At 47.1% G+C, this 26,954-nt stretch carries 28 protein-coding genes and 1 pseudogene; 17 read left to right on the top strand and 12 right to left on the bottom strand.

What is annotated here, in order from left to right:
• Positions 1-158: 158 nt before the first annotated feature.
• The 3 genes from QFZ78_RS25480 to QFZ78_RS25470 all read left to right on the top strand — a co-directional run bounded on the left by QFZ78_RS25480 (position 159) and on the right by QFZ78_RS25470 (position 3,046).
• A complete protein-coding gene (locus QFZ78_RS25480; RefSeq protein WP_307551702.1) occupies positions 159-923 on the top strand; it encodes a response regulator transcription factor in 765 nt (254 codons plus the stop codon).
• Positions 920-2,287, top strand: a complete 1,368-nt coding sequence (locus tag QFZ78_RS25475) for a sensor histidine kinase (RefSeq protein ID WP_307551701.1) — start codon at positions 920-922, stop codon at positions 2,285-2,287. The genes QFZ78_RS25480 and QFZ78_RS25475 overlap by 4 nt, the downstream gene beginning before the upstream one ends.
• Before the next feature lie 240 nt (positions 2,288-2,527).
• Complete coding sequence (locus QFZ78_RS25470) at positions 2,528-3,046, top strand: C40 family peptidase (RefSeq protein ID WP_373460213.1); 519 nt, start codon at positions 2,528-2,530, stop codon at positions 3,044-3,046.
• A 93-nt stretch (positions 3,047-3,139) separates the two neighbouring features.
• Here the strand turns inward: QFZ78_RS25470 and QFZ78_RS25465 are convergent, their stop codons facing one another.
• The gene (locus tag QFZ78_RS25465) at positions 3,140-3,598 is read right to left on the bottom strand and encodes an Hsp20/alpha crystallin family protein (protein WP_307551700.1); all 459 of its coding nucleotides are present in this window, start codon (positions 3,596-3,598) and stop codon (positions 3,140-3,142) included.
• 129 nt (positions 3,599-3,727) lie between these two features.
• On the opposite strand from QFZ78_RS25465, the gene QFZ78_RS25460 reads away from it, so the two are divergent.
• The 5 genes from QFZ78_RS25460 (at position 3,728) to QFZ78_RS25440 (ending at position 5,650) form a co-directional block, all read left to right on the top strand.
• The gene (locus tag QFZ78_RS25460) at positions 3,728-3,952 is read left to right on the top strand and encodes a spore germination protein (protein WP_307551699.1); all 225 of its coding nucleotides are present in this window, start codon (positions 3,728-3,730) and stop codon (positions 3,950-3,952) included.
• Positions 3,953-3,991: 39 nt separating this feature from the next.
• Positions 3,992-4,201 carry a spore germination protein GerPB gene (locus QFZ78_RS25455; RefSeq protein ID WP_307551697.1) on the top strand — a complete coding sequence of 70 codons (210 nt, stop codon included), beginning with the start codon at positions 3,992-3,994 and terminating at the stop codon, positions 4,199-4,201.
• Between the two features lie 68 nt (positions 4,202-4,269).
• Positions 4,270-5,046, top strand: a complete 777-nt coding sequence (gene gerPC, locus QFZ78_RS25450) for a spore germination protein GerPC (protein ID WP_307551695.1) — start codon at positions 4,270-4,272, stop codon at positions 5,044-5,046.
• A gap of 4 nt (positions 5,047-5,050) precedes the next feature.
• Complete coding sequence (locus QFZ78_RS25445) at positions 5,051-5,230, top strand: spore gernimation protein GerPD (protein ID WP_307551693.1); 180 nt, start codon at positions 5,051-5,053, stop codon at positions 5,228-5,230.
• Between the two features lie 3 nt (positions 5,231-5,233).
• On the top strand, positions 5,234-5,650 hold the full coding sequence (locus QFZ78_RS25440; RefSeq protein ID WP_307551691.1) for a spore germination protein GerPE: 417 nt from the start codon (positions 5,234-5,236) through the stop codon (positions 5,648-5,650).
• A gap of 513 nt (positions 5,651-6,163) precedes the next feature.
• On the opposite strand, the gene QFZ78_RS25435 is transcribed toward QFZ78_RS25440, so the two are convergent.
• Complete coding sequence (locus tag QFZ78_RS25435) at positions 6,164-7,807, bottom strand: S-layer homology domain-containing protein (RefSeq protein ID WP_307551690.1); 1,644 nt, start codon at positions 7,805-7,807, stop codon at positions 6,164-6,166.
• A 128-nt stretch (positions 7,808-7,935) separates the two neighbouring features.
• Positions 7,936-8,850 (bottom strand): sensor domain-containing diguanylate cyclase, encoded by a 915-nt coding sequence (locus QFZ78_RS25430; RefSeq protein ID WP_307551687.1) that lies wholly within the window; start codon positions 8,848-8,850, stop codon positions 7,936-7,938.
• A 320-nt stretch (positions 8,851-9,170) separates the two neighbouring features.
• Here QFZ78_RS25430 and QFZ78_RS25425 point away from each other — a divergent pair, with 320 nt between their 5' ends.
• Positions 9,171-9,872, top strand: a complete 702-nt coding sequence (locus QFZ78_RS25425) for a response regulator transcription factor (RefSeq protein WP_056833708.1) — start codon at positions 9,171-9,173, stop codon at positions 9,870-9,872.
• On the opposite strand, the gene QFZ78_RS25420 is transcribed toward QFZ78_RS25425, so the two are convergent.
• Entirely contained in the window at positions 9,869-10,606 is a 738-nt protein-coding gene (locus tag QFZ78_RS25420) for a DUF554 domain-containing protein (RefSeq protein ID WP_307551685.1), read from the bottom strand. The two genes, QFZ78_RS25425 and QFZ78_RS25420, sit on opposite strands and share 4 nt — an antisense overlap.
• A 123-nt stretch (positions 10,607-10,729) precedes the next feature.
• Here QFZ78_RS25420 and QFZ78_RS25415 point away from each other — a divergent pair, with 123 nt between their 5' ends.
• The 5 genes from QFZ78_RS25415 to QFZ78_RS25395 all read left to right on the top strand — a co-directional run bounded on the left by QFZ78_RS25415 (position 10,730) and on the right by QFZ78_RS25395 (position 13,834).
• On the top strand, positions 10,730-10,963 hold the full coding sequence (locus QFZ78_RS25415; RefSeq protein ID WP_307551683.1) for a hypothetical protein: 234 nt from the start codon (positions 10,730-10,732) through the stop codon (positions 10,961-10,963).
• A gap of 91 nt (positions 10,964-11,054) precedes the next feature.
• Complete coding sequence (locus tag QFZ78_RS25410) at positions 11,055-11,696, top strand: thiamine diphosphokinase (protein ID WP_307551681.1); 642 nt, start codon at positions 11,055-11,057, stop codon at positions 11,694-11,696.
• A gap of 107 nt (positions 11,697-11,803) precedes the next feature.
• Positions 11,804-12,076, top strand: a complete 273-nt coding sequence (locus QFZ78_RS25405) for a response regulator transcription factor (protein ID WP_307551679.1) — start codon at positions 11,804-11,806, stop codon at positions 12,074-12,076.
• A gap of 159 nt (positions 12,077-12,235) precedes the next feature.
• The gene (locus QFZ78_RS25400; protein WP_307551677.1) at positions 12,236-13,291 is read left to right on the top strand and encodes a polysaccharide deacetylase family protein; all 1,056 of its coding nucleotides are present in this window, start codon (positions 12,236-12,238) and stop codon (positions 13,289-13,291) included.
• A 93-nt stretch (positions 13,292-13,384) separates the two neighbouring features.
• Positions 13,385-13,834 (top strand): PilZ domain-containing protein, encoded by a 450-nt coding sequence (locus tag QFZ78_RS25395; protein WP_307551675.1) that lies wholly within the window; start codon positions 13,385-13,387, stop codon positions 13,832-13,834.
• Here the strand turns inward: QFZ78_RS25395 and QFZ78_RS25390 are convergent.
• The 4 genes and pseudogenes from QFZ78_RS25390 to QFZ78_RS25375 form a co-directional block, all read right to left on the bottom strand.
• Positions 13,827-14,318: a GAF domain-containing protein gene (locus QFZ78_RS25390; protein ID WP_307551673.1), complete on the bottom strand. Its 492-nt coding sequence runs from the start codon at positions 14,316-14,318 to the stop codon at positions 13,827-13,829. The two genes, QFZ78_RS25395 and QFZ78_RS25390, sit on opposite strands and share 8 nt — an antisense overlap.
• Before the next feature lie 132 nt (positions 14,319-14,450).
• Positions 14,451-14,561, bottom strand: a pseudogene (gene araD / locus QFZ78_RS25385) (L-ribulose-5-phosphate 4-epimerase); the annotation flags it as partial.
• Positions 14,562-14,602: 41 nt separating this feature from the next.
• Positions 14,603-15,868 carry an S-layer homology domain-containing protein gene (locus QFZ78_RS25380; RefSeq protein WP_307551671.1) on the bottom strand — a complete coding sequence of 422 codons (1,266 nt, stop codon included), beginning with the start codon at positions 15,866-15,868 and terminating at the stop codon, positions 14,603-14,605.
• Between the two features lie 186 nt (positions 15,869-16,054).
• Positions 16,055-16,504 (bottom strand): hypothetical protein, encoded by a 450-nt coding sequence (locus QFZ78_RS25375; protein WP_307551669.1) that lies wholly within the window; start codon positions 16,502-16,504, stop codon positions 16,055-16,057.
• Between the two features lie 305 nt (positions 16,505-16,809).
• Here QFZ78_RS25375 and QFZ78_RS25370 point away from each other — a divergent pair, with 305 nt between their 5' ends.
• Positions 16,810-17,964 (top strand): hypothetical protein, encoded by a 1,155-nt coding sequence (locus QFZ78_RS25370; RefSeq protein ID WP_307551667.1) that lies wholly within the window; start codon positions 16,810-16,812, stop codon positions 17,962-17,964.
• Here the strand turns inward: QFZ78_RS25370 and QFZ78_RS25365 are convergent.
• Positions 17,932-19,551 (bottom strand): methyl-accepting chemotaxis protein, encoded by a 1,620-nt coding sequence (locus tag QFZ78_RS25365; RefSeq protein WP_307551665.1) that lies wholly within the window; start codon positions 19,549-19,551, stop codon positions 17,932-17,934. The two genes, QFZ78_RS25370 and QFZ78_RS25365, sit on opposite strands and share 33 nt — an antisense overlap.
• Positions 19,552-19,882: 331 nt before the next feature.
• Between QFZ78_RS25365 and QFZ78_RS25360 the strand changes: the two genes are divergently transcribed.
• Both QFZ78_RS25360 and QFZ78_RS25355 read left to right on the top strand, forming a co-directional pair.
• Positions 19,883-20,449 (top strand): RNA polymerase sigma factor, encoded by a 567-nt coding sequence (locus QFZ78_RS25360; protein WP_029196193.1) that lies wholly within the window; start codon positions 19,883-19,885, stop codon positions 20,447-20,449.
• Positions 20,436-21,752, top strand: a complete 1,317-nt coding sequence (locus tag QFZ78_RS25355; protein WP_307551663.1) for a hypothetical protein — start codon at positions 20,436-20,438, stop codon at positions 21,750-21,752. The genes QFZ78_RS25360 and QFZ78_RS25355 overlap by 14 nt, the downstream gene beginning before the upstream one ends.
• 28 nt (positions 21,753-21,780) lie before the next feature.
• Here the strand turns inward: QFZ78_RS25355 and QFZ78_RS25350 are convergent, their stop codons facing one another.
• From QFZ78_RS25350 to nirB, 3 genes are all read right to left on the bottom strand, one after another.
• Positions 21,781-22,308, bottom strand: a complete 528-nt coding sequence (locus QFZ78_RS25350; RefSeq protein WP_307551661.1) for a YfiT family bacillithiol transferase — start codon at positions 22,306-22,308, stop codon at positions 21,781-21,783.
• Between the two features lie 107 nt (positions 22,309-22,415).
• Positions 22,416-24,551: an assimilatory nitrate reductase catalytic subunit NasC gene (gene nasC, locus QFZ78_RS25345; protein ID WP_307551659.1), complete on the bottom strand. Its 2,136-nt coding sequence runs from the start codon at positions 24,549-24,551 to the stop codon at positions 22,416-22,418.
• A gap of 9 nt (positions 24,552-24,560) precedes the next feature.
• Positions 24,561-26,945: a nitrite reductase large subunit NirB gene (gene nirB / locus QFZ78_RS25340; RefSeq protein ID WP_307551657.1), complete on the bottom strand. Its 2,385-nt coding sequence runs from the start codon at positions 26,943-26,945 to the stop codon at positions 24,561-24,563.
• Between the last annotated feature and the right edge of the window lie 9 nt (positions 26,946-26,954).

Here is a 26,954-nt window from a genome sequence, read left to right as displayed (position 1 = left end):
AAAGGGTAAACGTGGACTAGGCTAATGAACGCTAACGAGATACTCCCCCAAAGACTGGGCTTTTCACATATGTATGTAAATGTAGCGAATAGAGAAAATAAAGAACGAATCGACACCGCTGACCATCAGCGAGCCGTTAGGAGTGAAATCTATCCGCCATGAGCCGCATATTGCTAATTGAGGACGAAGAACGCATCGCCAGGGTGCTTCAGCTGGAGCTGGAGCATGAAGGCTATGAGGTACATACAAGAGCAGATGGACGCTCTGGACTGAATGCAGCCTTAGACGAGTCAGAGGACTGGGAACTTATCCTGCTTGACGTCATGCTGCCAGAGTTGAGCGGTCTAGAGGTGCTTCGCCGCATACGGCAGGTAAACGCTACCCTTCCCATTATCCTGCTGACAGCACGCGATGCTGTCCCGGACCGAGTCAGCGGACTTGACCAAGGCGCTAACGACTATGTGACGAAGCCATTCGCCACGATCGAGCTGCTCGCCCGTATTCGCAGTCTACTTCGTCAAAGAAGCTTGCAGGACCAGTCAGCAGAGCGGCCTCATTTGCTAAAAGTCGATGATCTGAGCATGGATTTAAAGAGTAGAGCCGTTACCCGAGAAGGCACACCGATCGAATTAACGCTTACGGAGTTTGATTTACTGCGCTTCCTGATTCAACACCAGGACGAAGTGATGTCGCGGGAGCAGATCATTTCTGAGGTTTGGGGATATGATTTCGTAGGCGATACGAACGTGGTCGACGTGTATATCCGATATTTGCGGCAAAAGGTGGATAAGCCCTTCTCCTCCAAGCTCATTCAGACGATACGCGGTATCGGCTACCTGCTGAAAGTTGAACCTTCCTCAAGCAAAGAGGCGGACGATTCAGCAGGTGAAGCTGTCCCCAAAGATGGGCAGACACCCTCATGAGCCTTAAGCTGAAAATCACACTATGGGTTTCTGCAGGGCTGATGTTAATTCTTTTTTTCAGCTTCACTTTTGTCTACTACATGTTCATTCGAGTTACAACCAAGGGCGAAGTCGATCTACTGAAAGAAAAAGCACGCACGCTGATTCTGAAGGATTTACCTAATCATCCTGAGTATTGGCAGAATAACTCGCAGATGGAAGAGCTCCTCATTCCGCAAGAAATGGTGCGGTATATTGCTCCCGATTCAAAGGTTGTTTACCAAATATATTCCGACCCCAAGCTGCTCAGCTTTTCTGCCAATTATGTAGACAAAGAAACGGTTATCTTAGAAACAGCGCCTGACGGAATTTTTATATTCGTGAAAATGCCTGTGTTCAAAGAAGGCCATCAGGTTGCTATTTTAGAAATTGGACGCAATTTGCGGAGGTTGGGCGAATACTCACGCATGCTCATCTCTATTCTTTTATTAACTTCCACAGGTGCGCTGATATTAGCTCTCCTTGGGGGTTATTTCTATACGAATGTGCTCTTTCGTCCGCTTCAGCAGTTAGTTGCCATCATGCAAAACATTGAGAAAAGCGGCTCATTTAGGCATATCCCCATGCCTGACAAGCTCACGAATGATGAGTTAACGATGCTTGGCGCAACATTTAATCGAATGATTGATAGGCTGCAGGAAATGTTTCAAAAGCAGGAGCAATTCCTTGCGGATGCCTCACACGAGCTGCGTACGCCGCTCACGATCATTGAGAGCTACGCTAGCTTATTGCGAAGATGGGCTTTCCGGGATGATAAGCTGCGTGAGGAAGCGCTCGAAACCATCATCTCCGAATCAGCTCAGCTGAAGATTCTCACACAAAATCTGCTTTCCCTAACAGATAAAGAGCGAGAAGATTGTGAACAAAAGAGCACCTTTGACCTCCTTCCGATTGCCCAGCAAACCGCCTCCTCGCTTAGGGTCACCTCTTGCAGAGAGATTGACGTGCAGATTGCGCAAGACCTGAAAGAGCTTCAAATGAACGGAGATCCTTATAAGATCAGGCAGCTTCTCATTATTTTATTAGATAATGCACTCAAATACAGCCAACAAATAGTCGTGTTGAAAATTGGCGCCACAGAGAATAAATGGGTCAACATCGAAGTCATTGATCAAGGTATTGGCATCGCGGAAAGTGACTTACCGCACCTATTTGACCGCTTCTATCGGACGGATAAAGCAAGGAATCGCAAGCAAGGCGGAGTGGGTCTGGGACTGGCTATTGCCCAAAATATCGTTCAGAAGCATGAGGGGACCATTCAGCTCAAAAGCCGCTTAGGTCAAGGTACTACCGCATTGATTACGCTGCCAAAAACGTGTCAATAAAAACATTATAATGGGATTCTCATCATATTCTCAGAATTCGCCTGAACACCTTTGATACCACAGGTCACAAGGTTGCAAGGTAAATATTAGGTGGAATTTCATCTGGTATACTTGGGCTTAGGTAGGACGAACACCCAAGTTAGCTCAATAGAAGAGTCATGCAAATCAAGTTTTCTATGAAAACTCAGCATAGGCTTACGACGTAAGTTTACTTACGAAAAATCTAAGGAGGCAAACCAGATGAAAAACCAACAACAAACGTGGTACAAGAAACTAGTCGTAGCGGCATTGACCGTTTCCATAGGACTTTCTGCAGGAATGGTGAGTGCGCCTCATCAAGCCGGGGCAGCGGAAGCCATTGATGCTTCAATCACAGCAACTTCTCGTGCCAGTCAAGTGATTTCGATCGGTAAAAACTATTTGGGAAGACCTTATCAATTCGGTGCTAAAGCGGGGCAAACGCGAACATTTGACTGCTCTTCCTTCACACAATACGTGTTCAAGCGGGTTGGCGTAAACCTGCCTAGGACCTCCAAACAGCAATCCCATGTCGGAAGATACGTATCCAGAAGCAACCTCCGCACAGGCGATCTCGTGTTCTTCTCTATTCCGGGCAAACCCGGCGTCATTAACCATGTAGCCATTTATATGGGTAACGGCAACCTGCTGCAAACATACGGTGCAGGCGGAGTCCGTATTACTAACATTCACAGCGGAACTTGGTCTTCCCGTTACATGACCGCTCGCCGCGTCCTATAGTCCAACAAGGATAACCCTCAGCCATATGGCTTGAGGGTTTTTGCTTTTCACTAGGAGTGTGCAGGCCAAAATGTATTCCGCCCTCCTGACTCACTAGTAACGGATATACGCCTCAACATAGTTCTCCCTTAAGCCTCGCTTGCGCACCTTGATCTGCAGCAGACGTTGTTTATAGCTCACTTTAGCCGTCCTTGGCTGCACAAGGGTCGGTAGCTTAATGATTCGGTTCTTGCCGCTGAGAAAGCCGGTCAGCTTAATCTGATTGGATTTCACAAACACCTGAAGCGCTCTTGGATCTTCATCTTTGGCAATCTTCACCTTAATAATGACGTGTTCGTGCGTCTCAAAGATTTCCGAGCCAGCAAAACCCGGGGATGAAATACTGGCATCCAGACCTGGCATCGCTTTTTTCAGCATGTCCTGTACATATCCCTCGGCCCACGTCATATTATCTAGAAAGGTCTGCCCTTTTTCACCGAAAGGCAGCTTTTGCCCAAGGAACTTCTCAACTTGCTCCCACTTTAGCCAAGGATGGCGATTAAACCCGCTCAAGCCCATCACCTCATTTTCAATAGCAGTATATGTGCCTACTCCCTGATGTGACACCCCAATGAAAAACAGGGCACCTCTAGGCGAATACCCTCATATACTATAGTTGTGGTAAGCGCAAGGGGGTCGAGTATGCCATCTATCGTAGGGAATGTCAAAATCATCAGCGTGGGGTCGAGTTCCGTCGTCCACTTCGGCGATTCCTTTATCATCGCACCTAACAGCACCGCCAAAACTTTTGCCGGAGCAGGCTCATTTAATACCGGGGATTTCCCTCGCATCTATAATGCCTACAGCACCACCGTAACCAACGATTCCGACCTTATCGAAAACAATGCCAACAAAGTAATCATTTAATCCATTCATTTATTAACCTGAGCGAGGTGTTCCTCCAAAATGAACTGGACCATCCATCAAACCATTATGATTCAGCATTTAAAAGTGGACTCCGTAGCTAACTCCTCCGTTCTGCAAATTGGCACCGCCGGATCTATCCGATCATTATCTAATCTTTACAATACAGGCGGCTTCGTTGAATCCGCTCCAGAGATGGGAACAACCGCAACGAACCCAATCTCTCTGGTTCCTTTACCGCCACCAACTTGATATAGACTTTGTTATTAGGAAACACGAAGTTACAACGGATTGAAGCCGGAAGGAGGTGCCTTTCCTAGATGCAGAATTGTATTACTTGGCAGCAATGGGCCCAGCAGGTCTCCGCCTATATTGAAATGCAGAAACAGCGAATCGATACGCTCGAACAAACCGTAACCAAACTGCAAATGGAACTTAACGCCTTGAAAGATCAAAAACGCGTCCATATTGATAAAATTGAATATAATTTCGATCAACTCAAAGTCGAAAAGCTAGACGGGACACTAACAATCGGTATTAGCCCCAGCTCGCTTGATAATATCGATGACTTATCAGTGAATGGTGCCTCGATGGGCAAATATGCTGGTGCTGATGCGAATGCATTTTTTCAGGGGCAAGGGCAAATGAAAGGGCAAATGCAAGGTCAAGGACTAAGCCAATGGCACGGAATAGGACAGAGACCACAAGGGCAAGAAGAGAGGCAAGGGCAAGGGCAAGGGCAAGGGACGGGGCATCAAGGACAAGATCAGGGGCAAGGGAGTACTTCTGCTTTTGGCATTCAGCAGGAGATCTCTAGCGGGATCGAACAATATTTGCAATATGGTGTTCATGCCGATATGCAAAATCTGGAGAACAAATATCAATATCCACTGGACGAGGATTACAAAGCCCTCATTATCGATGATATCCGTAAACAGTTAGACACACGCATTCAGCATTATGTCAATCAGTACCGCGGTGTTGGTTTCAAAGAACCGATGGAGGCCGTTACAACCAGCATCTTTGAGAAAACAAAAAAAGATATAATCAGTGCAATTGATAGTTACATATCCAGTTTACCAAGGAAGGAAGGTTAAAATAATGAACTTACATGTGGAAAACAAGCAGCTTTTCGTAGGTGACGTGCGAATCATCGGGGTAGCCATTTCTTCTATATTTCTCATTGGCGATACAGAAGTCATTTCATTGTCCTCCATGTTCGACACGCCTCCCGAATCAATCATCATTTCACCATTCGTACCTCTTCCATCGGAGGAATGACCCATGTTTCGCTTATCCATCGTCGGCAATGTCGATATCAATGACATAAGCTCGAGCAGTGTCGTGCATGTTGGCGATAACATCAACACTGCCCTAAAAACAAAAGTTTTCGCTGTCCAGCGAGAAGTTCCCTTCTATTACGGGAATGAGGGAAGCTTCAAGGCTTATCCCTTTTATCAAAGACCCTTTCCCATCCCCCAGCCTCCGGAACCCTTCACAATGTGTGTGGATAACTTAGGCTCATTTATTCGTGTGCAGAATATCCGTATTCTAGGCGTTTCCTCATCCGCTGTGCTGCAGATCGGCAGTAATCGTATCACCAGTGCCGAAGCCCACATCAAAAACACCCGCCAATTCGTCACAGATAAACCCGGCCCCAAAGAAAAGACTACCTACGTCCAACTTGGCGAAGAAGAATGATGATGTAGAAAGTACAACAATTTCTGACTAGATCCCGCCTCACTCTCTTCAATTTTGTATTATGTACAACAATTGAGCCCTGAAAAGGCGATTTTGCCACAAATGGGTTCAAAATGTTGTACGAACTGCAACTTCAAGTTGCCAAAGAGCCTTTTGGCGTGCAAATTGTTGTAGAAGTTACAACATTGATAAACACTTTAGCCCATATTTTTTCACAAAGATGCTGAACGATTCTAAATCAAATTTGTTCTGAGCTGAAGGGAGCGAGTATTACTGGGAACGCTGGATACTTGGCGTTGGAGGCAGTATCTGCTTCATAGCTAGTAATCAGGCGTTGGAGGCATTATTCGGCTTAAATTATCTAGCATAATGATCGATAACACGATGGCGGTATTAGTGGCGTAGCAAGACAAGGTAAGGCAACCTATGCGCTAGCAGCTACGGATAAGCAAAACAAAGAACCGCACCCCACTCGGCAAGCCGGAGTAGGTGCGGTTCTCTGCTAGAGCCGGCTCACTTCGTGAGCAGCGGCTGTGCGCGGCTGAGCAGCGCCGCCATCTCCCCGCGCGTCAGTGACGCGCCCGGGCGGAACGTGCCGTCCGCAAAGCCGTCGACAAGGCCATTGCTGCTCATCGCAGCGATGGCCCCCGCCGACCAGCTTCCTGCCGGCACGTCGGTGAAGCCCTTCGCAGCGGCTACGCCGCCAACCTGCGAAGTCAAGTGCAAGGCGCGGGACAGCAGCACACTCATCTGCTCCCGCGTCATGGTCTGATCCGGCGCGAAGCGATCGCTGCTGATCCCTTGGATCAGCCCGCTCTGCTTCGCGAGCCGGATATCCTGCCACGCCCAGTGGGTGGCAGGGACATCACTGAACGAGGCGCTGAGCACTGATGACGCCTCGCCCTTCAAGCCCAGCACGCGCACGATAATCGTCGCGGCTTCAGCTCGCGTGAGCGCCGCGTCCGGTGCGAACCGGTCAGAGGCTATGCCGAGCATCCAGCCTCGGTTCGCCGCGGCAAGCACGTCAGCTTGCGCCCAATGCTTCTGCATATCGGCGAAATAAAACCCATCCGACCATAAGCTATAGTAGTTCCAAGTATCAGTCGTTTCCTGATTCAAGCTCCAGCTTCCAGTCCCTTTCAAGTTATACTTACCTACCAATTTCAGCTTTTCTTTGAGTGACTGTTCGTTCTCAAACCACACGGTGTAATCGCCGGGGCCGAGCTTATTGCCATATACGCTAGACGCTGCATCGGTTGGACTTATCGTGAATGTAGCTACCGGTGATTGGCTAGCAGCATCATACCGTACAGTCCCTTTATAGGTGTCAATCAGCTTAATTAGCATCTGAGCGGATACACCTGAGCCATTAGCGGCAGCATTTTGATTCCAGTACCGCCCGTAGAACGGAACACCTAGAACTATTTTATCAGCTGGTGCCTGGGCTACTGCGTATTGAATCGATTTCTCGACAAAGGGTAAACTTGCCACAGGTCCTGGGGTCGGATCTCCAGGATAGCTTTCATCATAAGCCATAACCATTAAGTAATCACTTACTGCGGCTAATGCCTTGTAATCATACAAAGCAATCCAGCTTTTAGTAGCCCCTGTAGGATTCGCTGCTACAGCCACTGATACTTCCTTCCCGCTCGGGAGTTTATCGCGCAGCATTTTAACCATATCCGTATATTTATCCCGGTAAGCTGCATCCACATTCTCGATATCCATATTGATGCCGTCCAACTTATGGTCATTGATAGCTTCAACAATTTGATTCACAAGCGCTTCTCGATTATCAATCGCTTTCTCACCTAGGGTTCTATCGAAATCGTTACTAAGAAAAGGGACAACTTTCTTCCCGCGCTTATGCATGTCGATAATGAACGAAGCCTGAAGAGAATCGGATAATTGCAAACTACCATCTGCATTTATATGAAAATAGCTAGGCGAGACGACATCGAGTGTTTGACCGCTTTTATCCACTTGCGAGGTATAGGAATTTGAATTGCCAAAGAAGAGATAAGACATCGTAAATTTCCCTTGAGACGAGCTAGCTTCAGCCTTAACACTAGGTTCTGAGTTTGTTGCTATGGTCAAAATCCCAGCCGCGGCTAGTAATATCACGAACTTGTACCATCGATTTTTGGTTTTATTCATCGGCCACCTCCCAATTCTAGCATCTAGCTGCTTCCTCTATTTTGCTAGAAAGAATTCGAATGTGCTAGGAGTAAATATTGGGGATACGAAAAAACCGTTACTTTAGAGCGTTCAGCTCCAAGTAACGGTTAGTAATAAAACTGGTAGTGGTTACGGCCTTTGCCCTTTACTTTGTATAGAGCAATATCTACTTCTTTCATCATACTAGTCGCATCGCTTTCATCCGAGCTGTACATCGTAATCCCCATACTCACTGTTGCGCGAAACTGCTGCCCCTGTATGTCCCACGGCTGTTCAAAACACTGAATGATGCGCTGGGCGACGTTTTCCACGTGTTCCTTACAATTCACCGCGGGTAATAAAATGGTGAACTCGTCGCCTCCCATGCGGGCGAACATATCAACCTCACGGAGACACCCTTTGATGCGGTGAGTGAAAGCCTGCAAGAAGGCATCTCCTACATCATGGCCCATCGTATCATTTATCACTTTGAAATCATCTATGTCTAAGTATAAAAGTCCAAACGGTCTCTTCGTTCGATTGGCTTGCAAAAGCATTTGCTGCAGATGCTCCTTAAACATTCGCCGATTAGGCAATCCTGTTAGAGGATCATGAAAAGCCATGGCAATAAGACGGCTCTCTTGATTTTTGCGCAGCGTGATATCCGTTAGAACGAAAGAAATCTCAGCTAGAACACCCTCGTCGTTACGAATTGGAATCGCGGTGCACTCAAACCAGATGATATTCTTACTTGCACCTTTCGCTCGGAATTCCAGCTTACTGCTGCTGCAAGTTTGCAAGGTTTTGATAAACATTTTATGTAAATCCATACCATATTCCGAATCGATAAAGCCCACTATTTGCTGAAAGTCAGTAGGTATAAATCCTATCACTTCACTAAAGTTCTTAGAGGCGTAGGTCAAATTTCCATAAACATCAAATGTGCTAAACAGATCCCAAGCTTGCTCGATGAATTGGCGTACGAATGTATCCTTCTGTAACGATGAATGTTTGGCAATATCCGAATCAGCCTTATGACTCATTACTTCGCAGCCCCTCTCGTGCTTTTTACATAGAGACTTAGGTAGCTTAGCACGGGAACATAAAGATTCAATTAAGTTCAGCCAAAATTTTCGTCAATTGAAGTCGAAATATGACTTTTTTTGTACACTTTTTACATTTGCCGGGATAGAGAAGCAGATCAAATTACCTACTTTGGAGTAAGAACCGTACCAAATCTCTTTATCTGTCAATAAAAGGATAGAAATGTCTAGGAGAATCGTTCTATAATGAAGGTAACAGGTTAGAGCGGGAATACCGTTCTCTCTACCAAGCTGTTCCGTTACTGAGGAGGATTTCTAGTATGGCAGGAGAAACTATTTTAGTCGTAGATGACGAGCAAGAAATTGTCCAATTGATTCAACTCTACCTAGCGCGGGAAGGCTACAAAGTCATCAGCGCCAATAACGGTCACGATGTATTTGAGATCGTGAAGGAACATAAGCCCGATCTTATTATTCTGGACATTCTATTGCCAGGACTTGATGGTATAGAAGTTTGCCGACAGCTTCGCAAAACGAGCAATACGCCGATCCTGTTCATCTCCTGTAAGAGTGAGGATATTGATATTATTCTCGGATTAAGCATGGGTGGCGATGATTATATGACGAAGCCTTTCAGCCCTAGTCAGCTCGTCGCTAGAGTCAAAGCTCATTTGCGTCGAAATTCCATTCGAGAGCAGCATCAGGATGATCCTCAGTTGGTGAAATTCCCTGGCCTCGAAATCGATCTGGTCAGCCACATCGTTCGCGTGAATGGACAAACCATATCGTTATCGGCCAAAGAATTCGATTTGCTTTCCTTAATGGCTAAGACCCCTAATCGAGTGTACAAAATCGAGCACCTGTTTGAACTTATATGGAGCCTGGACAGCATGGGCGATCCAAGAACACTCATTGTACATATTAGTAATCTGCGTAAGAAAATTGAATCTAACCCAGCAGAGCCTCGCTACATTATTACGGTTCGTGGTGTCGGATACAAATTTAACGGTTCAGCTGTTTAGAACAGTCGGCTGAACCATACAGTGAAATAATGCTGCAGAGGAACTGCTGCTGCCGCTATGACAAGTGCCGGAAGCATGTTGGCAACATTCATTTTTTTAATTTGAAGAATGTTGAGGCCTACGCCGATAACCAGGACGCCACCCACGGCTGTAATTTGGACAATCATTGCATCTAGGGAAGCTTGGCTAAATGCCATAGCAATAAACGTCGCTGCCAGAGCGATGACCCCTTGCATCACGAACACGGATACAGCCGAGAAGATCACACCTATCCCAAGGGTAGACGCGAAGATAATGGATAAGAACCCGTCCAGCAATGATTTGGTATATAAAATATCATGATTATGCCTAAGGCCGCCATCCAGTGGACCCAGAATAGCCATAGCTCCAATGCAATATACCAAGGTACATGTCACGAAGCCTTCCGAGATACTGCTTGTTCGATGAGCAGTATCACCTTTATGCAGTGCAGCCTGCAACCAGTCACCTAACTGTCCAAGTCTGTACTCGATTCGAAGTAACTCTCCAATGATCCCTCCAATAACCACACTCATAATGACCAGTACGATTTGATTCGACTTTAATGCCATAGTAATGCCCAGCACAGTAATGGCAAGCCCAAGGCCTTGCATGACTGTGCTTTTTATGCCTTCTGAGATGCGGGGCAGCATCATTCCTAATAATCCCCCAATAATAATGGCGATTGCATTCACAATCGTCCCCCATAAAGCCATGCTAATTCATTCCCTTTCTGCCTTCTGATCTGTGACAACCTTCTCATTCTACATGATTCTGCTCATAATTTCCTCCATCGTTGGAAATGGTATGAATAAGCAACAGGAAAGGAGGAATACAGCATGTCTAATGACAAATCGATGGATCCTATGACTGGCGACACGGTGGAGACGGATGGTATTTATGCCAATGAAGCAGGACGAGAGGTTACGCTCAAGCGCGGCGACGAGTTTCCCGCCGATCTTATTTTGGGACGAACGACTTGGGAATTGAAGGGCTTCGCCGATGAAGCCGTGATTGATCACGACCAGTCTGAGCTTAACCCTATGCGCAAGCGTGTGGACGCGAGAACCTAATCATAGAACCGAGCTGCGATGAAATGCAGCTCGGTTTTTGCCTGCGTATGATATACTAAGGGGATGATATATCAAGCGTTGGGGGAAAAGCATGAACGGAAAACGAATTATTATTGTAACCGGAGGGACACTCGGAGATTGGGCCCTTGGAGACATTCATGAAGATGACGTTCTCGTAGGGTCGGACCGTGGTGCCCTTTATCTGATTCAACATGGCTTTACGCCGCATATTTCACTCGGTGATTTCGATTCTGTCACTCCCGAAGAGTTGAGCCGTATTCGCTCTTCCAGTCTCACTTTCATCGATTGCGATCCGGTCTTCAAGGATTTAACCGACACCGAAATGGCCTTTAACTGGGCACTGGCTCAGCTGCCAGATCATATCGTCCTACTTGGCGCGCTCGGCACACGCTTTGATCACTCGTTAGCCAACGTACATCTGCTTCGCAAAGGCACTGAGCATGGCGTCTCCTGTTCCATTGTGGATGCCAACAACCAAATCATTGTCATTAATCAGTCCACTCGTATCTTACGGGGAAGCTATACACATATATCGCTGCTGCCGCTTAGTTTGGAAGTAACCGGCATTACGCTGCACGGTTTCCAATATCCGCTTCAGCAAGCGACTCTTCAGATTGGACAGTCCCTTGGAATTAGTAATGTACTTAAGGAATCGGAAGGTCTCATCGAACTCCAAACAGGCTTATTACTTGTTATCCAAAGTAAAGATTAAGCAAAAAATTTTAAAATTAGACAATCTTCTATGAATCATACAGAGGTTTACTCTGTTACAATAAGCTGTACGCCATATATTAATTAAGATATTGAGGTCGTTCAAGCATGCAGCATGTGCAAGAGAATCCGGTAAAGAACCTTCATCATAAGAGTGTGCAATCCGTCATAACCCAATTTGCAGCCGTACATTTACTTACGAACCGAGAAGCCGAAATAATAGGTCTTATCGCGCTCCACGGCTACAGTAACAAAGAAATAGCTGATCACTGCAACATTAGCGAAAAAACAGTTAAAGTCCATATTGATAAAATTATGGATAAAGTTGGAACTCGATCGATGCGCAAGCTTCTAGCTGCCATCATCAGCAAGGCGGTTTAACCCACGCGCCAAAAACGGCTATTCGAACTGGAAACAGTTTGGATAGCCGTTTTTTATATGAGAGAATCTCTCTAACCGGTTAAATTTAGGTATATTTCTCCCAACCTCTGCTTACAAATAGAGTAATAGATTATTCCTCTAGAAATGGTTGGTGTGCCTATGAACTACCAAAGAAAGAGAATCCTTCTTTATTCGGTGCTAGCAGGTCTATTTACTATACTTCTCCTACTCGTATCCATCGGTCTGAATTCCTCGGGGTATCCATTACAGGGATCCTCACCAACTCCGGCATTGATCCCTCATCAGGTCGATGCTCAGATCGTCGAATCTCCATCCCAAGCTCTGGTCGAAGTCTATCCTTTGGTCGAGGACAAGCCCGCTCTAAGCGTAGAATTGACTCCAGCTCCGCCTCTTCTAGAGGAACCCAAATTGCCTGAGCCATCATCTGTTACCTTGAATACTTACGTCCCCCTTCCCGCTCCTCCGACTGCTTCCGCAGTTAAAGGGGCAGTTCAATCTACAACAAGACCAACACCTCTGCCGTCCAAAATTAGCATACCCGTCCTCAACTACCACAGTGTCACGATTGATCCCGGGAATGTCGTCGTTATTTCCCCAGCCAAGCTGGCGGAGCAGCTGACGTATCTTCACGATCATGGATACACCCCAGTCTCTCTCGCTACATTTATTAGCCTTATTGAAGGAGAAGACGTCGAGGCGGCTCCTGAGAAACCCGTACTGCTGACTTTTGACGACGGATACATCGATAATTATGAGCAAGCGATGCCTCTTCTTGCCAAATATGCCTTCCCGGCTACCCTCTTTATATCGCCAGGTATGAACAATCAGGAAGGTTACCTGAACTGGGAACAGATCAAGAAGCTGCAAGAAGCCGGCTGGGACATTCAACCTCATGGGATGACACATCCCCATCTCCCGCGGCTTTCAGCGGATCAACAAGCCTTCGAAATCATAGAAGCCAGAAAGCAAATAGAGGAAAAGCTCGGAACCAAAGCCGATGTATATTGCTACCCTTATGGCGAATATAACAAAACAACATTGAAGCTTCTTAAAGATCATGGATTTCGTTATGCTTTTACAATTGAACAAGGCAATGCAACAAACCAGCAGTCCCCTTATCTGCTCAAAAGACATTTTATTAACGGAGAAGAAGGCTTGAAATCATTCATTCGCAAGCTTTCCACACGCGATTAGTGAGCAATATTTTCAAATTCATCAAATGAAAGATAGTTCAAATTAATCATCGATATAGTATAATAGGCCTATCAACCAGGAGGAGCAATTCGTATGTCACAAGCAAATAAGCGCTCCAGCTTCCGACTCAATCTTCAAATTCCTTTATCAGCCATGTTCAAAATCATTGGGATCAAAAACAAGGCAGCTGACACCAAACATTCTAAGATTATGATAAGAGATATTAGCTCAGGCGGTATACGCATTCACACCCCATTGAATCTTCCTATCGATATGAGCTTGCTGCTGGAATTCACTTTTCATCTTTTTTATCAAGAGATCAAAGTATTAGGTGTCCTCACACGAAAAACGATGCTGAAGCCATCCCTTTATGAATACGGGATTGAATTCAGCATCGCAGATCCAATCATGGAACAGCAGCTTACCAGTCATCTGATCTTATTAGGTGCTCGTTTAAAACATAACAGCATGCTGGCCAGCTGCAGCTTCTGTTCCGATGAAGATATAGCAGATATTTTCTCTACCACCTATGAGATTACATAGCAGCTGCAAGCTTCTGTACAAATTGTTCTAAGTACTGCTGATCGATGTCATCAAATCGGCTCTTGATAGGACTGTCAATATCCAGCACCCCGATGAGCTCATTGCTTACAAGGATCGGTACCACAATCTCCGATTGTGATGCCGCATCGCAGGCGATGTGTCCTGGAAATGCATGCACATCTGGAACAAGTACCGTTTCACGGCGTTCTGCTGATGTACCGCAAACACCTTTACCCAGTGGAATCCGTACACAAGCCGGAAGTCCTTGAAACGGCCCCAGTACGAGCTCCTTCTTATCTCTTGTCTCATCTAATAAATAAAAACCCACCCAATTCACATCACTCAGAAACTGTCCGAGCAGCGCAGCGGCGTTAGCCAAATTCGCTATGCGATTTGGTTCATCATGTATCAAAGCTTCAACTTGCTGAATCAGCAAGGCATAATTATGTTCTCTTGTTCCCTCATAACTTGATTTCGCAAACATCTCTCATCATCCCTTTTCCCAAATCATTCCTACCTGCTTATCATACCAAAAGATAACCTTCCTACCCAAATGCAAAAAAAAGGGCGAGTTCGTCTCAACCGTATAGGCTCGGAGAATAGGCTCAGAAACCGCGTAATAAGCGTTTGCTCCGTGCTTTCTTAGGAATTGGCGATCCAGCAGCGTTTGGTCCATTGGCTCTACCGCGGGGTTCAAGTTGTAAGTCCGGCAGGCAATCTTCGCGACGATTAACTTGTATGTACAGCTTGTACTGATTGTATGTATATCTAGGAATGAATAATTGAAAAAATGATCGTTTTCCCATCCGCTTCTAACCGTGTTTCAACAGAGTAGCTGCCGATTTGTTTCGTTGTGGTTTCGAGAACACCTTTAGCCGCTGCGCGTTCACAAGCGTCAGTAAAATGGCGATAGAAGATGTCTGCGTCATAGCCAAAAAGGAAATCCGTGAACTTCCGGATGCTCTCCATATTACGGGCTAGTGTCCCGTCTTCTAGGTGCACAGTCACGCCATAGGTTATAAACTGCGGATCTAACCATAAGGACACTTCATTGCTGTTGCGCACCTCGGTGGTCGCACCGCTCATCGCCAGCCCTTTAGCCTCGGCATCTCGGAATAAACGCAGCGTTGTTTCTTCAAGATCATAATTTGTACCTCGCAGCTTACCCGCTTCTTCCATAACATCGTAAGCTTGCAGCATTCGCTGATCGGGGAATACCAGCTTCTTATAGCTGCCATCCTTCGTAGGCACGACTTTGATGAACGCTTCACTTCCGCTGTTCACACTGATACGCTTCGACTTCGTCTGCAAACGAGCAATGATTTGCAGCGCTTCTGCTCGGGTAACCGTTCGTCCAACGCCGAAGTAACCGTTCGGGTAGCCTTCCATGATTCCCTTCGTCATGGCCTCGCCGATAAATTTCTGCTGTCTGGCCGTCGCACTTTGAAGATCACCGAATTGGGAAGCTGCTTTGAGACTGTACACTTCATCTTCCAAATACTCGGTTTCCTTAAGTAAATAGTACAGAATTTCTGCCACATCTTCGCGTTTTAGCATTTCCTTGTAGTCACTGAACTGACCTTTGCTTATAAAATGAAGATCACTGGCCAAATCCAAATAAGGCTTTGCCCAATATCCGACTGTGTTCGGTTTGAACGTGAAATCCCGATAATCCTGCTGCAAAATACTTTGGTTGCTCGCGCTAAGCGTTTGTAGAAAGTTTGATTTCCATTTGCGCTCACCATTCGGATATTTATCTGTAAAAGCGAGCAAGACAATTTTCACAAATTGATCAGCCGTCACAGAATTATCTGGTCGAAAAGTTCCATCAGGAAAGCCGTCTAGCAGCCCTTGCTGCACCATCTGACTAATCGTCTGCTCCGCCCAATGGCCCCGAACGTCCGTCATACCGGCTGCTTCACTCTTCCCTTGTTCGACACCTATTGTCATTACGCAACATACCGTTGCAATCGTAATCCATTTCTTGAGCTGTACCATCTTATTACTCTCCGCTTCTCCATGAGTTTTTGGCATCGTTTACACCAGTCTTTAGGATAAGCCTTCTACAATGCTTTGAGAACAGGCTTAAAGCCTAGTGATCCAAGGTGCCAAGAACTATCCATCATGGGACTATAGCCATAGGGATGGGTATGAAAAAGGACCATGCTTCTACATATGTAGAAAACACAGTCCTTACTTTCCATCGAAAAAATGGTTCATTTAGCCGATCTTTTTCCCAGCACCCACTGTTATAACTGAATTATAATAGCGCAGCCAATCTGTTATGTACAACATTTTGGTCAGGAAGTCTGGCGCATTCCCCTGCAAACTCGCATACTTTTCCTGCTGCAGCAGTTGATGCATCTCCCAGCTTTTCTGAAATATAGTTTTAATGAAAGCTTCCTCCGTTTGCGGCTTATGCAGATCCGTTCCGCGCGAGAGTTCGATTTCCTCAATAATAACGCCTCGATAGTAGGGATGTACATTCACTTGTTGCCCCATATCAATGTAAGCGAGACCTGTAAATTCGAAAGGCAGCCAAATTAAATTCGTCTTCCTGTCTTCCAGTTTAACTGTATAAGCTAAGCCCAAGTTCAGAGCAATCGGCTGAGGAAAGTTTTTGATTTGTCCAGACCGCAAATGATCCACTATATACTCAACGAAATTCATGGTGTTCTCCCTCTCCGAAGGACCTGATCTTTCATCCAATGTCCTTTCTTCATATTGCGTGTTAAGGCCTTCTATTGTCAAGACACATCATGACGAATTCCTACCCCTATCGCATACAAATAACCAATTACTGCCATACTATGAAAAAAATATCACCAAGAGAAAGGGTTTATTTGAATATGAATTCCACTCCCCGATGGTCGTTGGCATCTGTTAGAAGGTTTGATATTATCTATGCACAGCGACGAAACCCTTATCTAGTCGCATGGTGGTCAGCTTCGTTCCCATGATTCGGTCATCTGCTCATGTACAAAAATACGATGGGTGTCTTATTAACTCTTTCCGAGGTTATGATTAATTCACTAGCTTCCATCAATTTGGCCATGGTGTATTCTTTCTGCGGTAAGTTTGAAATGGCTAAGCAAGTTTTACAGCCTTTATGGGTGTACGGCTATATGATTATTTATTTTTTTGCTATATGGGATAGTTATCGCTGCGCTCTTGAGACCAATAAGCACTATGAACTAGCCATTCTCGAGAACGCACGCTTTCCTAATCAATTGATGCGCGCAACCGGTATCCAATTTATTGAAAAGAAAAGCCCCCTCACTGCCGCTATTTGTTCATTCTTTTTCCCAGGTCTTGGACAGCTTTATAATAAACATATTTGGCTTGGCTTTTACGGCATATTCTGGTGGTGGGTCTATGTAACGTTCTCGCACTTTTACGAAGCTGTTCTCGCTCTTATTTTGGGACATAATCGGTTAGTTACCAATATTCTACATCCCCAGTGGTTGCTGTTCATGCCTTCTGTGCTCGGAGGTGCCATCTATCACTCTTATACGAGTGCAATTGAGCAGAACCGATTATTCCGCATCTCACAGCGCCAATATTTAACCGACTATTACAGATTAGCGAGGAGCAGCGTATATGACGTCACTTCCGGAGGTAATCATCCCTTGTGGATTGTAGGTACTTTTGAACATTCAACCGAACTGGAGCAAGCGTTAAGCATTATTGAGCATAGTGGAATTCATTCCAGTCGGATCATCTCTATCCTCATGGACATTGATGCGGATAAGTCTCTCTCCATTGTAGACCAGCGGTTCGATAAAACCGCCAAAGCCGTCGAAATTGGATTAGCCAGTGCTACAGCATGCGGTGTTTTTGGCATTAGTGTAGGCTTCATCCTCGCATGGGGTCCCATTATTTGGGGTATTATCTCAGGAATAGGTGGATTTTTATTAGGCTTTAGTATTGGATTAGTCTTAAAAAACAAACATCGCTTCTACAATAAACCGAATATATTGCCTGAAGTGACTGTTCTTGTCCAATATGAGCTTGCAGAAGATGAGGCCTTGATCAAGCAAACTTTTTGGAAGTACAAAGCCTTAACTGTAGGTAAAATAGAAAAACTCATACATCCTTTACACTTTAAACCGTCCAACAACGCTTTGTAAGGCTTCCGCCGTTTCGCTAAGACTTATTACCGATTTATCAATGGCTTCCATCGCGTACAATTGCTCCTTCGTATGTGACACAATGGTTTGAGATTGCTGCGACGATTGCTTGGCTAGATGAGCCATCTCCGCAATGGAAGCAGACACTTCCTGGGTTCCAGCAGACATTTCTTCCGTGGCAGAGGAAAGATCCTGCACCTGTTCTGAGATGTTGGCGATGGCTTGAAGGATCCCTCCAAACATGTCACCCGATTGTATAATCAGCTGCACACCGTGCTTCACCTCATCCTTCACCTCCTGCATAGAAGTCATGGAAGCCAAGGCGTCTTCTTTTATCCCTTTAATGATATCGTTGATTTGCGACGTAGACTGGATCGCTTGCTCAGCCAATTTCCTTACCTCCGCAGCCACGACAGCAAAGCCTCTGCCATTCTCCCCTGCTCTTGCAGCTTCAATCGATGCATTAAGCGCTAGTAGATTCGTCTGTGAAGCAATGCCTGTAATGACATCCACAATATGATGAATTTCCTGCGATCTTTCCCCTACACGATCAATAATTTGCGTAGATGTTTCCACGGATTGCTCAATCCGATTCATTTGCTGAATGGAATCTGCAATGGTCGCATGACCTCGCTTCGCATCTTCCCTAGCATCTAAGGAGGCTGCCGCTACTGTAGATGAGGATTCTGCCATACGCTGAATCCCTACTGCCATCTCTTCCATGGCTCTTGCGCTCTCGGATGCACCTTGATCCTGTGCCGCATTTCCCGCAGCAACCACATCAATCGCATGGGCGATTTCACTCGTTGCTTGTATGGTAAGCCTCGCGTGGTTCCCCAGCTGACCCCCAGATTGTTGAACCGAGTCCGCATTCACTGTGGCTTCATGCAGAAGGGAGCGAAGCTGACCCACCATATTATTGCAAGCATCGATTAATTGCCCCGTTTCATCCTTACTCATCTTCCCATCCAGACGCGTGGTAAGGTCGCCAATTGCTACGCGACGCAAGAAACCTACTGCTCTCGTAATAGGCCTTGTGATCATCCGCTCTAATGTAAAAGCTAGAAATAATCCAATCACAACAACAGCTACGCTAGATATAATCGAAGTCTTCACCAATTGCGACATATGATTATCTAAATTGCTTTGCGCTTCTGCATACTTCTTGTCATAAGCAAGCACAAGCTTATCTGTTAACTCGTAAATTTGATTCTTGGCTTCATCGGTTTCATCGTCTACTTTCTTGTATTCCGCTTTCAACTGTTGAGCTGTGTATTTATCTTGATTGTTATAGACTGCAACCACCTTATCGAACATCGCGATGTACAGCTGGCTTTGCTTAACAACGCTCCCAGCCCACTGGCGCTCTTCATCCGTTCTAGCCGATGCACTTATACTCTCTACCATTTCAAGAAATATCTTCGTGTTCTCTTGGTATTCCTGAATAATCTCTTTATTGTTGTTGATGATCAAATCAGCTTGATTACTGTATAGAATGCCTACCATACTTTTTAAAGATAAGGCAATCTTTTCGTTGGTCACACTAGTCGTTTGTTCATTTACACTGAGCTTAGTTGATTGTACCATTCGATAGGATAGTCCAGCTGAAATCATAAAAAGCAAGATCAGAGAGACAAAACTTATCAGAAACTTAAAGCGTATTGAATGCATAAAAGAAACCATGAGCCACCGCCTTAAGGGTTTTATAGTAGTCTACTGCTGAAAAAAAGATGTCTCTCTTCGATTCTCTCCCTTGAAGCAAATCTCCTCCAGATTTCGAGCTATAGCTATTTTTCAAACTACACGTAGAAGTCCGACTCATCTGCCAGTTCACTTTCGAATCCTATAAGGCATGATTTTTTTTATAAAATGACGAACTTTTTTGTACTTGTAACGTCTAATTCAGAGAGGTGAGAGAATGGAGACGACCGGTGTCCATGTATTTGATTACTTAAAGTACGTATCTGAAACAACGGATCAGAAAGTGATTCTTCGCAATATAATGGAAACTTATGGTAATGATGTATGGAATTATGCGTTTAGCATTTGCCGTAATTCAGATTTAGCTGATGACATTACGCAGGATGCTTTCTTAAAAGTATATCGCAATCTTACTACATTCCGCGGTGAAGCTTCGGTCAAAACCTGGCTGCTTACCATTACACGCAATACCGCGTATGACTACCTACGCAAAGCATTTTGGCGCAAAGTTACACTTGTTGGCTTCATTCAATCTGCAGGCACATCACAATCAGCAGAAACAGAAGCAATGGAGAAATTATATGCTAGTGATATATGGAAAAAAGTAATATCTCTGTCTCCCAAATATAGAGAAATTTTAATTTTACATGCCCATTATCAGCTCTCAACGAAAGAAATGGCTGCCATCCTTAACATCTCGGAGGGAACCGTTAAATCCCGACTTCACCACGCCAGACTCAAGGTGATCAGTTTGAAGGAGCGTGAAGCGCTTGAAAACTCCTGATCCGGATGATTTACATAAGCAATTGGAATCAGGACCTCTTAAGCAATCTGGCTTTACTTCCAAGCTTCAGGGCGACATTGAGGAAGCCATTGAGCGGAAGGAACGAGCGAAGCCGAGGGTAAAGCCCCTACTCTGTTTCGCCGGACTCGGTGCGATAGCTGCTGCATTACTGCTCTTTCCATGGAGTACAATCCATACGCGAAGTGACGCAGCTCCTGCAATGGATGCTTCTGTTACGACTGCAGCGTCCACTAGCTCATCCCCTGCCCCAATAAGCACCGCACTGCTTATTGGGCTGAGGACCGAACGTGAATCTAACAATACGGATGCACAGCATGCTTTAGGCCCCATTCGTTATAGTACCTATCGAACAATGCTTATCGCGCCGGTTCGCGGTCAACTGCAGAAGACGTCCGAGGGCACGGGAATTCTCATGCCTTATAAGCAAAATTTTTGGAAAATCGACTCCTTGGTTCATAAAACGAAAACAGACGAGTTCCACTATTTATCCGCTCATCTAGCTGATCAGCCTGTGAAACCAGAAGTGTTCCCCGATCAAGCTGACGAACAGTTAAATCGCGTAGAGACCCTGTTATTTGCCGGGAATCAATATGTTTCCATCGCTGAATCGGAGGAGGCTTGGCGAGGTAATGCCCCTTATCAAGCGGAACGCATCTGGGTTCGTACCCTCCCACAATTAAAAGAAGGGCATACTGTGCAGTTCTATAACAAACCGGTGGACAAGAACCATATTTCGATCACCGATTTATATGGCAGCAGCAGTAGCAGCATCCTTACAAATATACCGAGCAGCTCTACCAAATTGCTCGGTGAGATTACAGGCCAAAGCTGGACCGTCCAGCGTGAACCAGGCCGCTGGGTCGGCAAAGTCGCTGAGACGCCGCGTATTAGTGCAGCGAAACCTGACAACTACGTTCTACACGACTTCCCGCGCGAGCTGCCTGATAAAGTCATCAATCATGATGATCTTTGCTGCTCATGGAGCTCTATCCAGTCCTCGTGGCCGTTAGCAACCGATGCGTTAACATCGCCGTTGAATGATATGATCGTCATTTTCGAGAACGGCAAGCTCAAGTTCTACCCTTACGGGCAGGCGCCTGGCAATGATCCACAACTAACCTTGGACCTACAGCCCGGCGAGAAGCTCGTTATGGCACAGTGGGCAACCGATCACTACGTACAAGAGTGGATCGATAAAGTCGGCCGCTATTTGAACGATGATCAGGCTGAATCGAGCTTCAGTCATGAAGCGGATAATGATAGATATAGCAAAACCCGCTAAGTCCTGTGACTTAACGGGTTTTCGTTGTTTACCAGCCCCTGCGAGCGCGCAAGCTCGTGATGTGGGCAATATGATGATTACCATGCCATGCGTAATTGCCAACGTTCCAATCCAGTCGAATCGTCTTCCCTGACTCTGGATGTACGAATGCACGTGCAAACTGGTCATGCTGCATAGCATGCAGAACGATCATCCAGCGGCTGTGCAAAGCATCAAGCAAGGTAAGCGACAGTTCCACCGGAGCTGAATTACCATCGCTGAGCTCAGCCCAGCGATCCTCGTAATAGGGTCTGATCGTCGGCTCTTCTTCCGTCAGTGCCAGCTTAAACCTTGTGTAGCTGTTCATATGGCTGTCTGCGACGTGATGCACGACTTGTCGCAGCGTCCACCCTCCTGGGCGATAAGGCGTATCCAGCTGCTCGTCAGACAGCCCAGCAACCGCCTCACGCAACCTGCTTGGCGTCGACTCGAGGTCAGCCATCCACTCTTGCAGCTGCTCCCGTGAAATTTCACCATCGTGTGCAAACAATCCAATAGGGTAGCGTAACTCATCCATATGACATGCCTCCTGCATCTTTTTTTCTATTATATCTGAGTTTTGAACAAGATAAAACCGACCCTTGTGGAGGCTAACTAAGCCCCAACAGGATCGGTTTCATGATATTAAGCATATTCCGAAACTAACGAACTCACATTTACTGCACAAACTTTAAAACCTGGCATTTTACAGGTCGGGTCGAGTGCGTCATGTGTAATTTTATTGACGTTCTGTGTATCGCCCCAATGCATCGGCACGAATACGGTGTCTTCACGAATGTCGCTGCTGAACCTGCTGCGAACATAGATCGTGCCGCGTCTGGATTCCAACTTGACGAGAGTGGCATCATCGATGCGGTACTTCTTGGCCGTCTTCGGATGAATCTCCATGAAAGACTCCACGTCATGCGCCGCCAAAGAATGACTTCTTCTTGTCTGCACGCCAGTCAAATAATGCGTAAGCACACGACCGGTAGTCAGGTATAGCGGAAACTCCTCGCAAACTCGCTCCTTCGGAAGATGATTCTCCACAGAAGTTAGCAGCGCTTTGCCTTCCGGGAGCGGAAACGATGATTCAAATAACCGCTTCGCGCCGGGATGCTCCAGCTCCGGACATGGCCAGTATACCCCCTCTTCCTTCCGTAAGCGGTCATACGTTATGCCGTAGTAATCCGCTGCACCACCGCGACTGGCTAAGCGAAGCTCATCAAAGATATTTTCGACATCTGCATAGTTGAAGTATTGACCCTTGCCCAGCATATCAGCCAAATCACAGAGAATCTGCCAGTCATGCTTCGCTTCACCCGGCGCAGGACGGCCGGCTTCCCTCAGCAGAACGCGTCCTTCGAGGTTGGTCAGTGTTCCTGCGTTCTCCAGATAAGTAGATACCGGTAAAATTAGATCCGCGAGCAGCGCTGTCTCAGACATCAGGAAGTCGGCTACAACAAGAAAATCAAGCTTCTTCAACCCTTCTTCGACGAAGTTAGCGTTCGGATTGGAGACGAGCGGATTGGAGCCCATCACGAACAAGGCGCGAATCTCCTGCTCGTGAACTTTCTCCATCATCTCGTACGCGGAGACACCCTTGCCAGGCAGCTCACTCGGATCAATCCCCCAAACACTCGCGACATAAGCACGATCCTCGGGGTTCTCGATCAGGCGGTAGCCCGGAAGCTGGTCAGCCTTCTGTCCATGCTCCCGTCCGCCCTGACCGTTTCCTTGACCGGTGACTGCGCCGTAGCCACAGCCCGGTTTGCCGATTTTCCCTGTCAGCAGAACAAGGTTTAGGAAGTTGCGAACCGCCATATGCCCGTCGGTTTGCTGCTCCACGCCTCTTGCCGTGAACACCATGCCTGTGGCCGCTTTACCGTAAGCCAGCGCCGCTTTGCGTATCAACTCAGCGGAGACACCAGTTAACTCAACAATCTCAGCGAGATCAAGCGATTCCAAGTGAGATTGCAGTTCTGTAAAGCCTTTGGTACGCTGCTGGATGAAATCTCGATCAATCAACCCTTCTTCTAGAAGGATCTTCAGCATACCGTTAGCCAATGTCGCATCCATACCCGGCTTCACTCTCAAATGTAGATCCGCGATACGGGTCGTACCGGTTTCCCTCGGATCTATCGCTATGATAAAGGCGCCCTTTTCTTTTGCTCTTGTAAAATAAGGCATAAGTGTCGGCTGACACTCCGCAATATTCGTCCCTGCCAGTATCATGCAATCAGCCAATTCAATGTCCGACAGTTGATTCGTCAAACCACGGTCGATGCCAAACACCTTGACACCTGCCGAAGCTGCTGCCGACATACAAAACCTGCCGTTATAATCAATGTATTTGGTTTGAAGCGCAACACGAGCGAATTTCCCCAACAAATAAGCGGATTCATTCGTCAGAGAGCCCCCTCCGTAAAGACCAACCGTATGATTGCCGTACTGACCGCGAAGCTCAGTAAGCTTGCTCACGATCTGTTCATACGCGTCCTCCCACGATATACGGACGAATTGACCATCCTTCTTCATCATCGGATGAAGAATACGCTCTCCTGTAAGTACGTGCTGGTAAGCATTCATGCCTTTTATACAAAGTCGCCCTTCCGAAGCCGCATTCGGTTTCGGAACGACGGAATAAGTCGGACGCCCATCATCGGCGCCCCGTTCTTCTATCACCTGCATTTTACACTGCACGCTGCAGAAAGGGCACTGGGTATCCATTACACGAAGAGAACCAGTACCACCTTGTTCTTGTTCTAATAATTGATTCATACGCTCAGCTCACCTTATCAAAGCAGCCGTCGGCTGCGGATTTATTTGCTTCTGTTTCGTAACCTGGAGCTCCACATTCATTCTCGCGATCAATTCAGCACGGAACAGGAGATTGAACAATCCCTCTCGCAGCTGTGTAATGCCTATGCGCTCGATCCAATGTGCTGTCGTTTCACCGTAATTCGCCTCTTCACGATACCACTGGAAGAAAGCCGCTGACAGCTCTAGCACCGCGTCTTCCGAAGGTTCCATACACAGCAGCTCTCCTTGACGGAGCTTTGCCCCCCCGCTGCCGCCCACGTAGATTTCCCAGCCGCCCGGTACGCCGACGACGCCAAGATCCTTGACAAGCGTCCCCGCGCGGTGCAGAGGGCTTGCAGAGACAGCTGCGCTCACGACAGCCGGCATTTGCAGGCGCTCCAATCTGTATTCGAGGCTGGCGCCTAGCCCGATGGAATCCCGCAGAGCGCTGGGATCGTATCCGATTCCAGTGCATGTTGCAACGGAAGCGATGGTTTTGCCATAGGCCGGAGTCGCTGCATCTGGCTGTCCGAGCTCCGCACCGACGGAGCGTACATGCTCTGCATCAATGCCCAGCAGATCCAGATGCGCACCGCCGGTCAGCTTCACCAGCGGGATGTTAAACTTGTCGACCACATCCGCGATTTGCCTTAGCTGCTCGGCGCTCGTGACGCCGCCGTACATACGGGGCCGTGCGGCGTACGTGCCGCCTTTGAGCAGGCTCGCCGCCAGAGCTGCCTCAGCCGCCGCTCCAGCTCCCGCATCGCCGGTCACAGCGCCTAGCGCTTGGCCGACGTAGTACTGCAAGGCCGGACGACAAGCTGCGCAGCCGTCCGCCTTGCTCCAACCCAGCGCGCTCATCGCTTCGTGCGCCGTGGCAAACCCTGCGCTGCGCACAGCCGCGCGCAGCTCGTCATGGCTGTGCGTTGTGCAGCCGCAAACCGTCTCCTTCGGCGCTGCCGGCGCATCCTTGCTCTGCAGTGCTAGCTGCAGCATCGCGGACACGAGCGGCTTACATCCGCCGCAAGTGCTCGATGCACGCGTACAGGCACGAACGTCTTCGACGCTTTCGCAGCCATTCTCGCGAACTGCATCCATGATCGCGCCCTTCGTTACACCATTACAGGAGCATACGGTCGCGTTGGGAGATAGCGATGCCGCATACGCTTCATCCGCACCGCTTCCTCCTGCCACTTCCTGCTCCAGTACGGACACGTCTGCTTTCTGCTTGATGTAACCTAGCAGCTTGTTGCCCTCACTGCTGTCTCCGAACAATACCGCTCCGACAATTTTGTTGTCGCGAATCGCAATTTTTTTATACGTATTATTGACGCCATCAATCACTTTGAGCGAGGTCGTAATCTCGGCATCGCGGATCTCCCCGGCCGAAAACACTTCAACCCCGGATACCTTCAGCTGCGAATACAAAATGGAGCCTGAATAGCCTTCCGTATCAACACCGCAAATTCTCTTCGCCAGCACTTTGCCCTGATCATATAATGGTGCTACGAGACCGTATACCATTCCACGGTGCTCCGCACACTCCCCAACAGCATAAACGTTAGGCACATTCGTCTCCATGAAATCATTAACGACAATCGCCCGATTCGTCTCAATGCCGCTGTCTGCTGCAAGCTTGATGTTAGGACGCACACCTACCGCAATAACGATAAGATCGGCCTCTACTTTGCTTCCATCCTTGAACTGCAGACCTTCCACCCGTTTTTTACCGATGATTTTTTCTGTCTGCTTTTCAAGCAGAAAACGCATACCCTGCTTTTCCAGCTCCTTACGCAGCATACTCGCTGACGTCGGGGTTAGTTGGCGCTCCATTAAATAATTGAAAATATGCACCACATGGACTTCCATGCCCAGATTGAGCAGACCACGCGCTGCTTCCAATCCTAGAAGACCGCCTCCGATAACGACGGCTTTTTTATATGATTTGGAAGCTTCCAGCATTTTGTTGCAATCGCTAATATCCCGGAAAGCTGTCACACCCGGCTTATCCGCCCCGGGCAGCGGAAGCATGAACGGCAATGAACCAGTGGCCAGGATGAGTTGATCGTACTCGACAGTACGCCCCTTTTCACTGATTACCTGCTGCTTTGCCGTATCGATGCTGACGACCGGATCACCTGCATACAGCGTTATGCCGTTATCTTTATACCACTGCCAATCATTGATGGTAATATCATTTACCGTTGTGTCGCCCTGAAGCACCTTGGACAGCATGATGCGGTTATAGTTCGGGTGCGGCTCGCCGCCGAAAATCGTAATCTCAAAACGATCGGGAGCAAGCCCCAGAATTTCTTCCACGCAGCGTACTCCGGCCATACCGTTACCTATTAAGACTAGTTTTTGTTTCCCCATATATGCTTG

The sequence above is a fragment of the Paenibacillus sp. V4I5 genome, from assembly GCF_030817255.1.
Classification (GTDB): Bacteria; Bacillota; Bacilli; order Paenibacillales; family NBRC-103111; genus Paenibacillus_E.
This window is presented reverse-complemented; position numbering and strand designations above follow the sequence as displayed.

What these genes read in the sequence shown, in the direction of transcription:
- QFZ78_RS25445 (WP_307551693.1), top strand. Translation starts at nt 5,051, where the DNA reads ATGAACTTACATGTGGAAAACAAGCAGCTTTTCGTAGGTGACGTGCGA.
- QFZ78_RS25390 (WP_307551673.1), bottom strand. Translation starts at nt 14,318, where the DNA reads ATGTTTGCGAAATCAAGTTATGAGGGAACAAGAGAACATAATTATGCC.
- gerPC (WP_307551695.1), top strand. Translation starts at nt 4,270, where the DNA reads ATGCAGAATTGTATTACTTGGCAGCAATGGGCCCAGCAGGTCTCCGCC.
- QFZ78_RS25360 (WP_029196193.1), top strand. Translation starts at nt 19,883, where the DNA reads ATGGAGACGACCGGTGTCCATGTATTTGATTACTTAAAGTACGTATCT.
- QFZ78_RS25375 (WP_307551669.1), bottom strand. Translation starts at nt 16,504, where the DNA reads ATGAATTTCGTTGAGTATATAGTGGATCATTTGCGGTCTGGACAAATC.
- QFZ78_RS25350 (WP_307551661.1), bottom strand. Translation starts at nt 22,308, where the DNA reads ATGGATGAGTTACGCTACCCTATTGGATTGTTTGCACACGATGGTGAA.
- nasC (WP_307551659.1), bottom strand. Translation starts at nt 24,551, where the DNA reads ATGAATCAATTATTAGAACAAGAACAAGGTGGTACTGGTTCTCTTCGT.
- QFZ78_RS25400 (WP_307551677.1), top strand. Translation starts at nt 12,236, where the DNA reads ATGAACTACCAAAGAAAGAGAATCCTTCTTTATTCGGTGCTAGCAGGT.
- QFZ78_RS25380 (WP_307551671.1), bottom strand. Translation starts at nt 15,868, where the DNA reads ATGCCAAAAACTCATGGAGAAGCGGAGAGTAATAAGATGGTACAGCTC.
- QFZ78_RS25480 (WP_307551702.1), top strand. Translation starts at nt 159, where the DNA reads ATGAGCCGCATATTGCTAATTGAGGACGAAGAACGCATCGCCAGGGTG.
- QFZ78_RS25475 (WP_307551701.1), top strand. Translation starts at nt 920, where the DNA reads ATGAGCCTTAAGCTGAAAATCACACTATGGGTTTCTGCAGGGCTGATG.
- QFZ78_RS25405 (WP_307551679.1), top strand. Translation starts at nt 11,804, where the DNA reads ATGCAGCATGTGCAAGAGAATCCGGTAAAGAACCTTCATCATAAGAGT.
- QFZ78_RS25365 (WP_307551665.1), bottom strand. Translation starts at nt 19,551, where the DNA reads ATGGTACAATCAACTAAGCTCAGTGTAAATGAACAAACGACTAGTGTG.
- QFZ78_RS25460 (WP_307551699.1), top strand. Translation starts at nt 3,728, where the DNA reads ATGCCATCTATCGTAGGGAATGTCAAAATCATCAGCGTGGGGTCGAGT.
- QFZ78_RS25370 (WP_307551667.1), top strand. Translation starts at nt 16,810, where the DNA reads ATGTACAAAAATACGATGGGTGTCTTATTAACTCTTTCCGAGGTTATG.
- QFZ78_RS25410 (WP_307551681.1), top strand. Translation starts at nt 11,055, where the DNA reads ATGAACGGAAAACGAATTATTATTGTAACCGGAGGGACACTCGGAGAT.
- QFZ78_RS25425 (WP_056833708.1), top strand. Translation starts at nt 9,171, where the DNA reads ATGGCAGGAGAAACTATTTTAGTCGTAGATGACGAGCAAGAAATTGTC.
- QFZ78_RS25415 (WP_307551683.1), top strand. Translation starts at nt 10,730, where the DNA reads ATGTCTAATGACAAATCGATGGATCCTATGACTGGCGACACGGTGGAG.
- QFZ78_RS25395 (WP_307551675.1), top strand. Translation starts at nt 13,385, where the DNA reads ATGTCACAAGCAAATAAGCGCTCCAGCTTCCGACTCAATCTTCAAATT.
- QFZ78_RS25470 (WP_373460213.1), top strand. Translation starts at nt 2,528, where the DNA reads ATGAAAAACCAACAACAAACGTGGTACAAGAAACTAGTCGTAGCGGCA.
- QFZ78_RS25455 (WP_307551697.1), top strand. Translation starts at nt 3,992, where the DNA reads ATGAACTGGACCATCCATCAAACCATTATGATTCAGCATTTAAAAGTG.
- QFZ78_RS25435 (WP_307551690.1), bottom strand. Translation starts at nt 7,807, where the DNA reads ATGAATAAAACCAAAAATCGATGGTACAAGTTCGTGATATTACTAGCC.
- QFZ78_RS25420 (WP_307551685.1), bottom strand. Translation starts at nt 10,606, where the DNA reads ATGGCTTTATGGGGGACGATTGTGAATGCAATCGCCATTATTATTGGG.
- QFZ78_RS25430 (WP_307551687.1), bottom strand. Translation starts at nt 8,850, where the DNA reads ATGAGTCATAAGGCTGATTCGGATATTGCCAAACATTCATCGTTACAG.
- QFZ78_RS25440 (WP_307551691.1), top strand. Translation starts at nt 5,234, where the DNA reads ATGTTTCGCTTATCCATCGTCGGCAATGTCGATATCAATGACATAAGC.
- nirB (WP_307551657.1), bottom strand. Translation starts at nt 26,945, where the DNA reads ATGGGGAAACAAAAACTAGTCTTAATAGGTAACGGTATGGCCGGAGTA.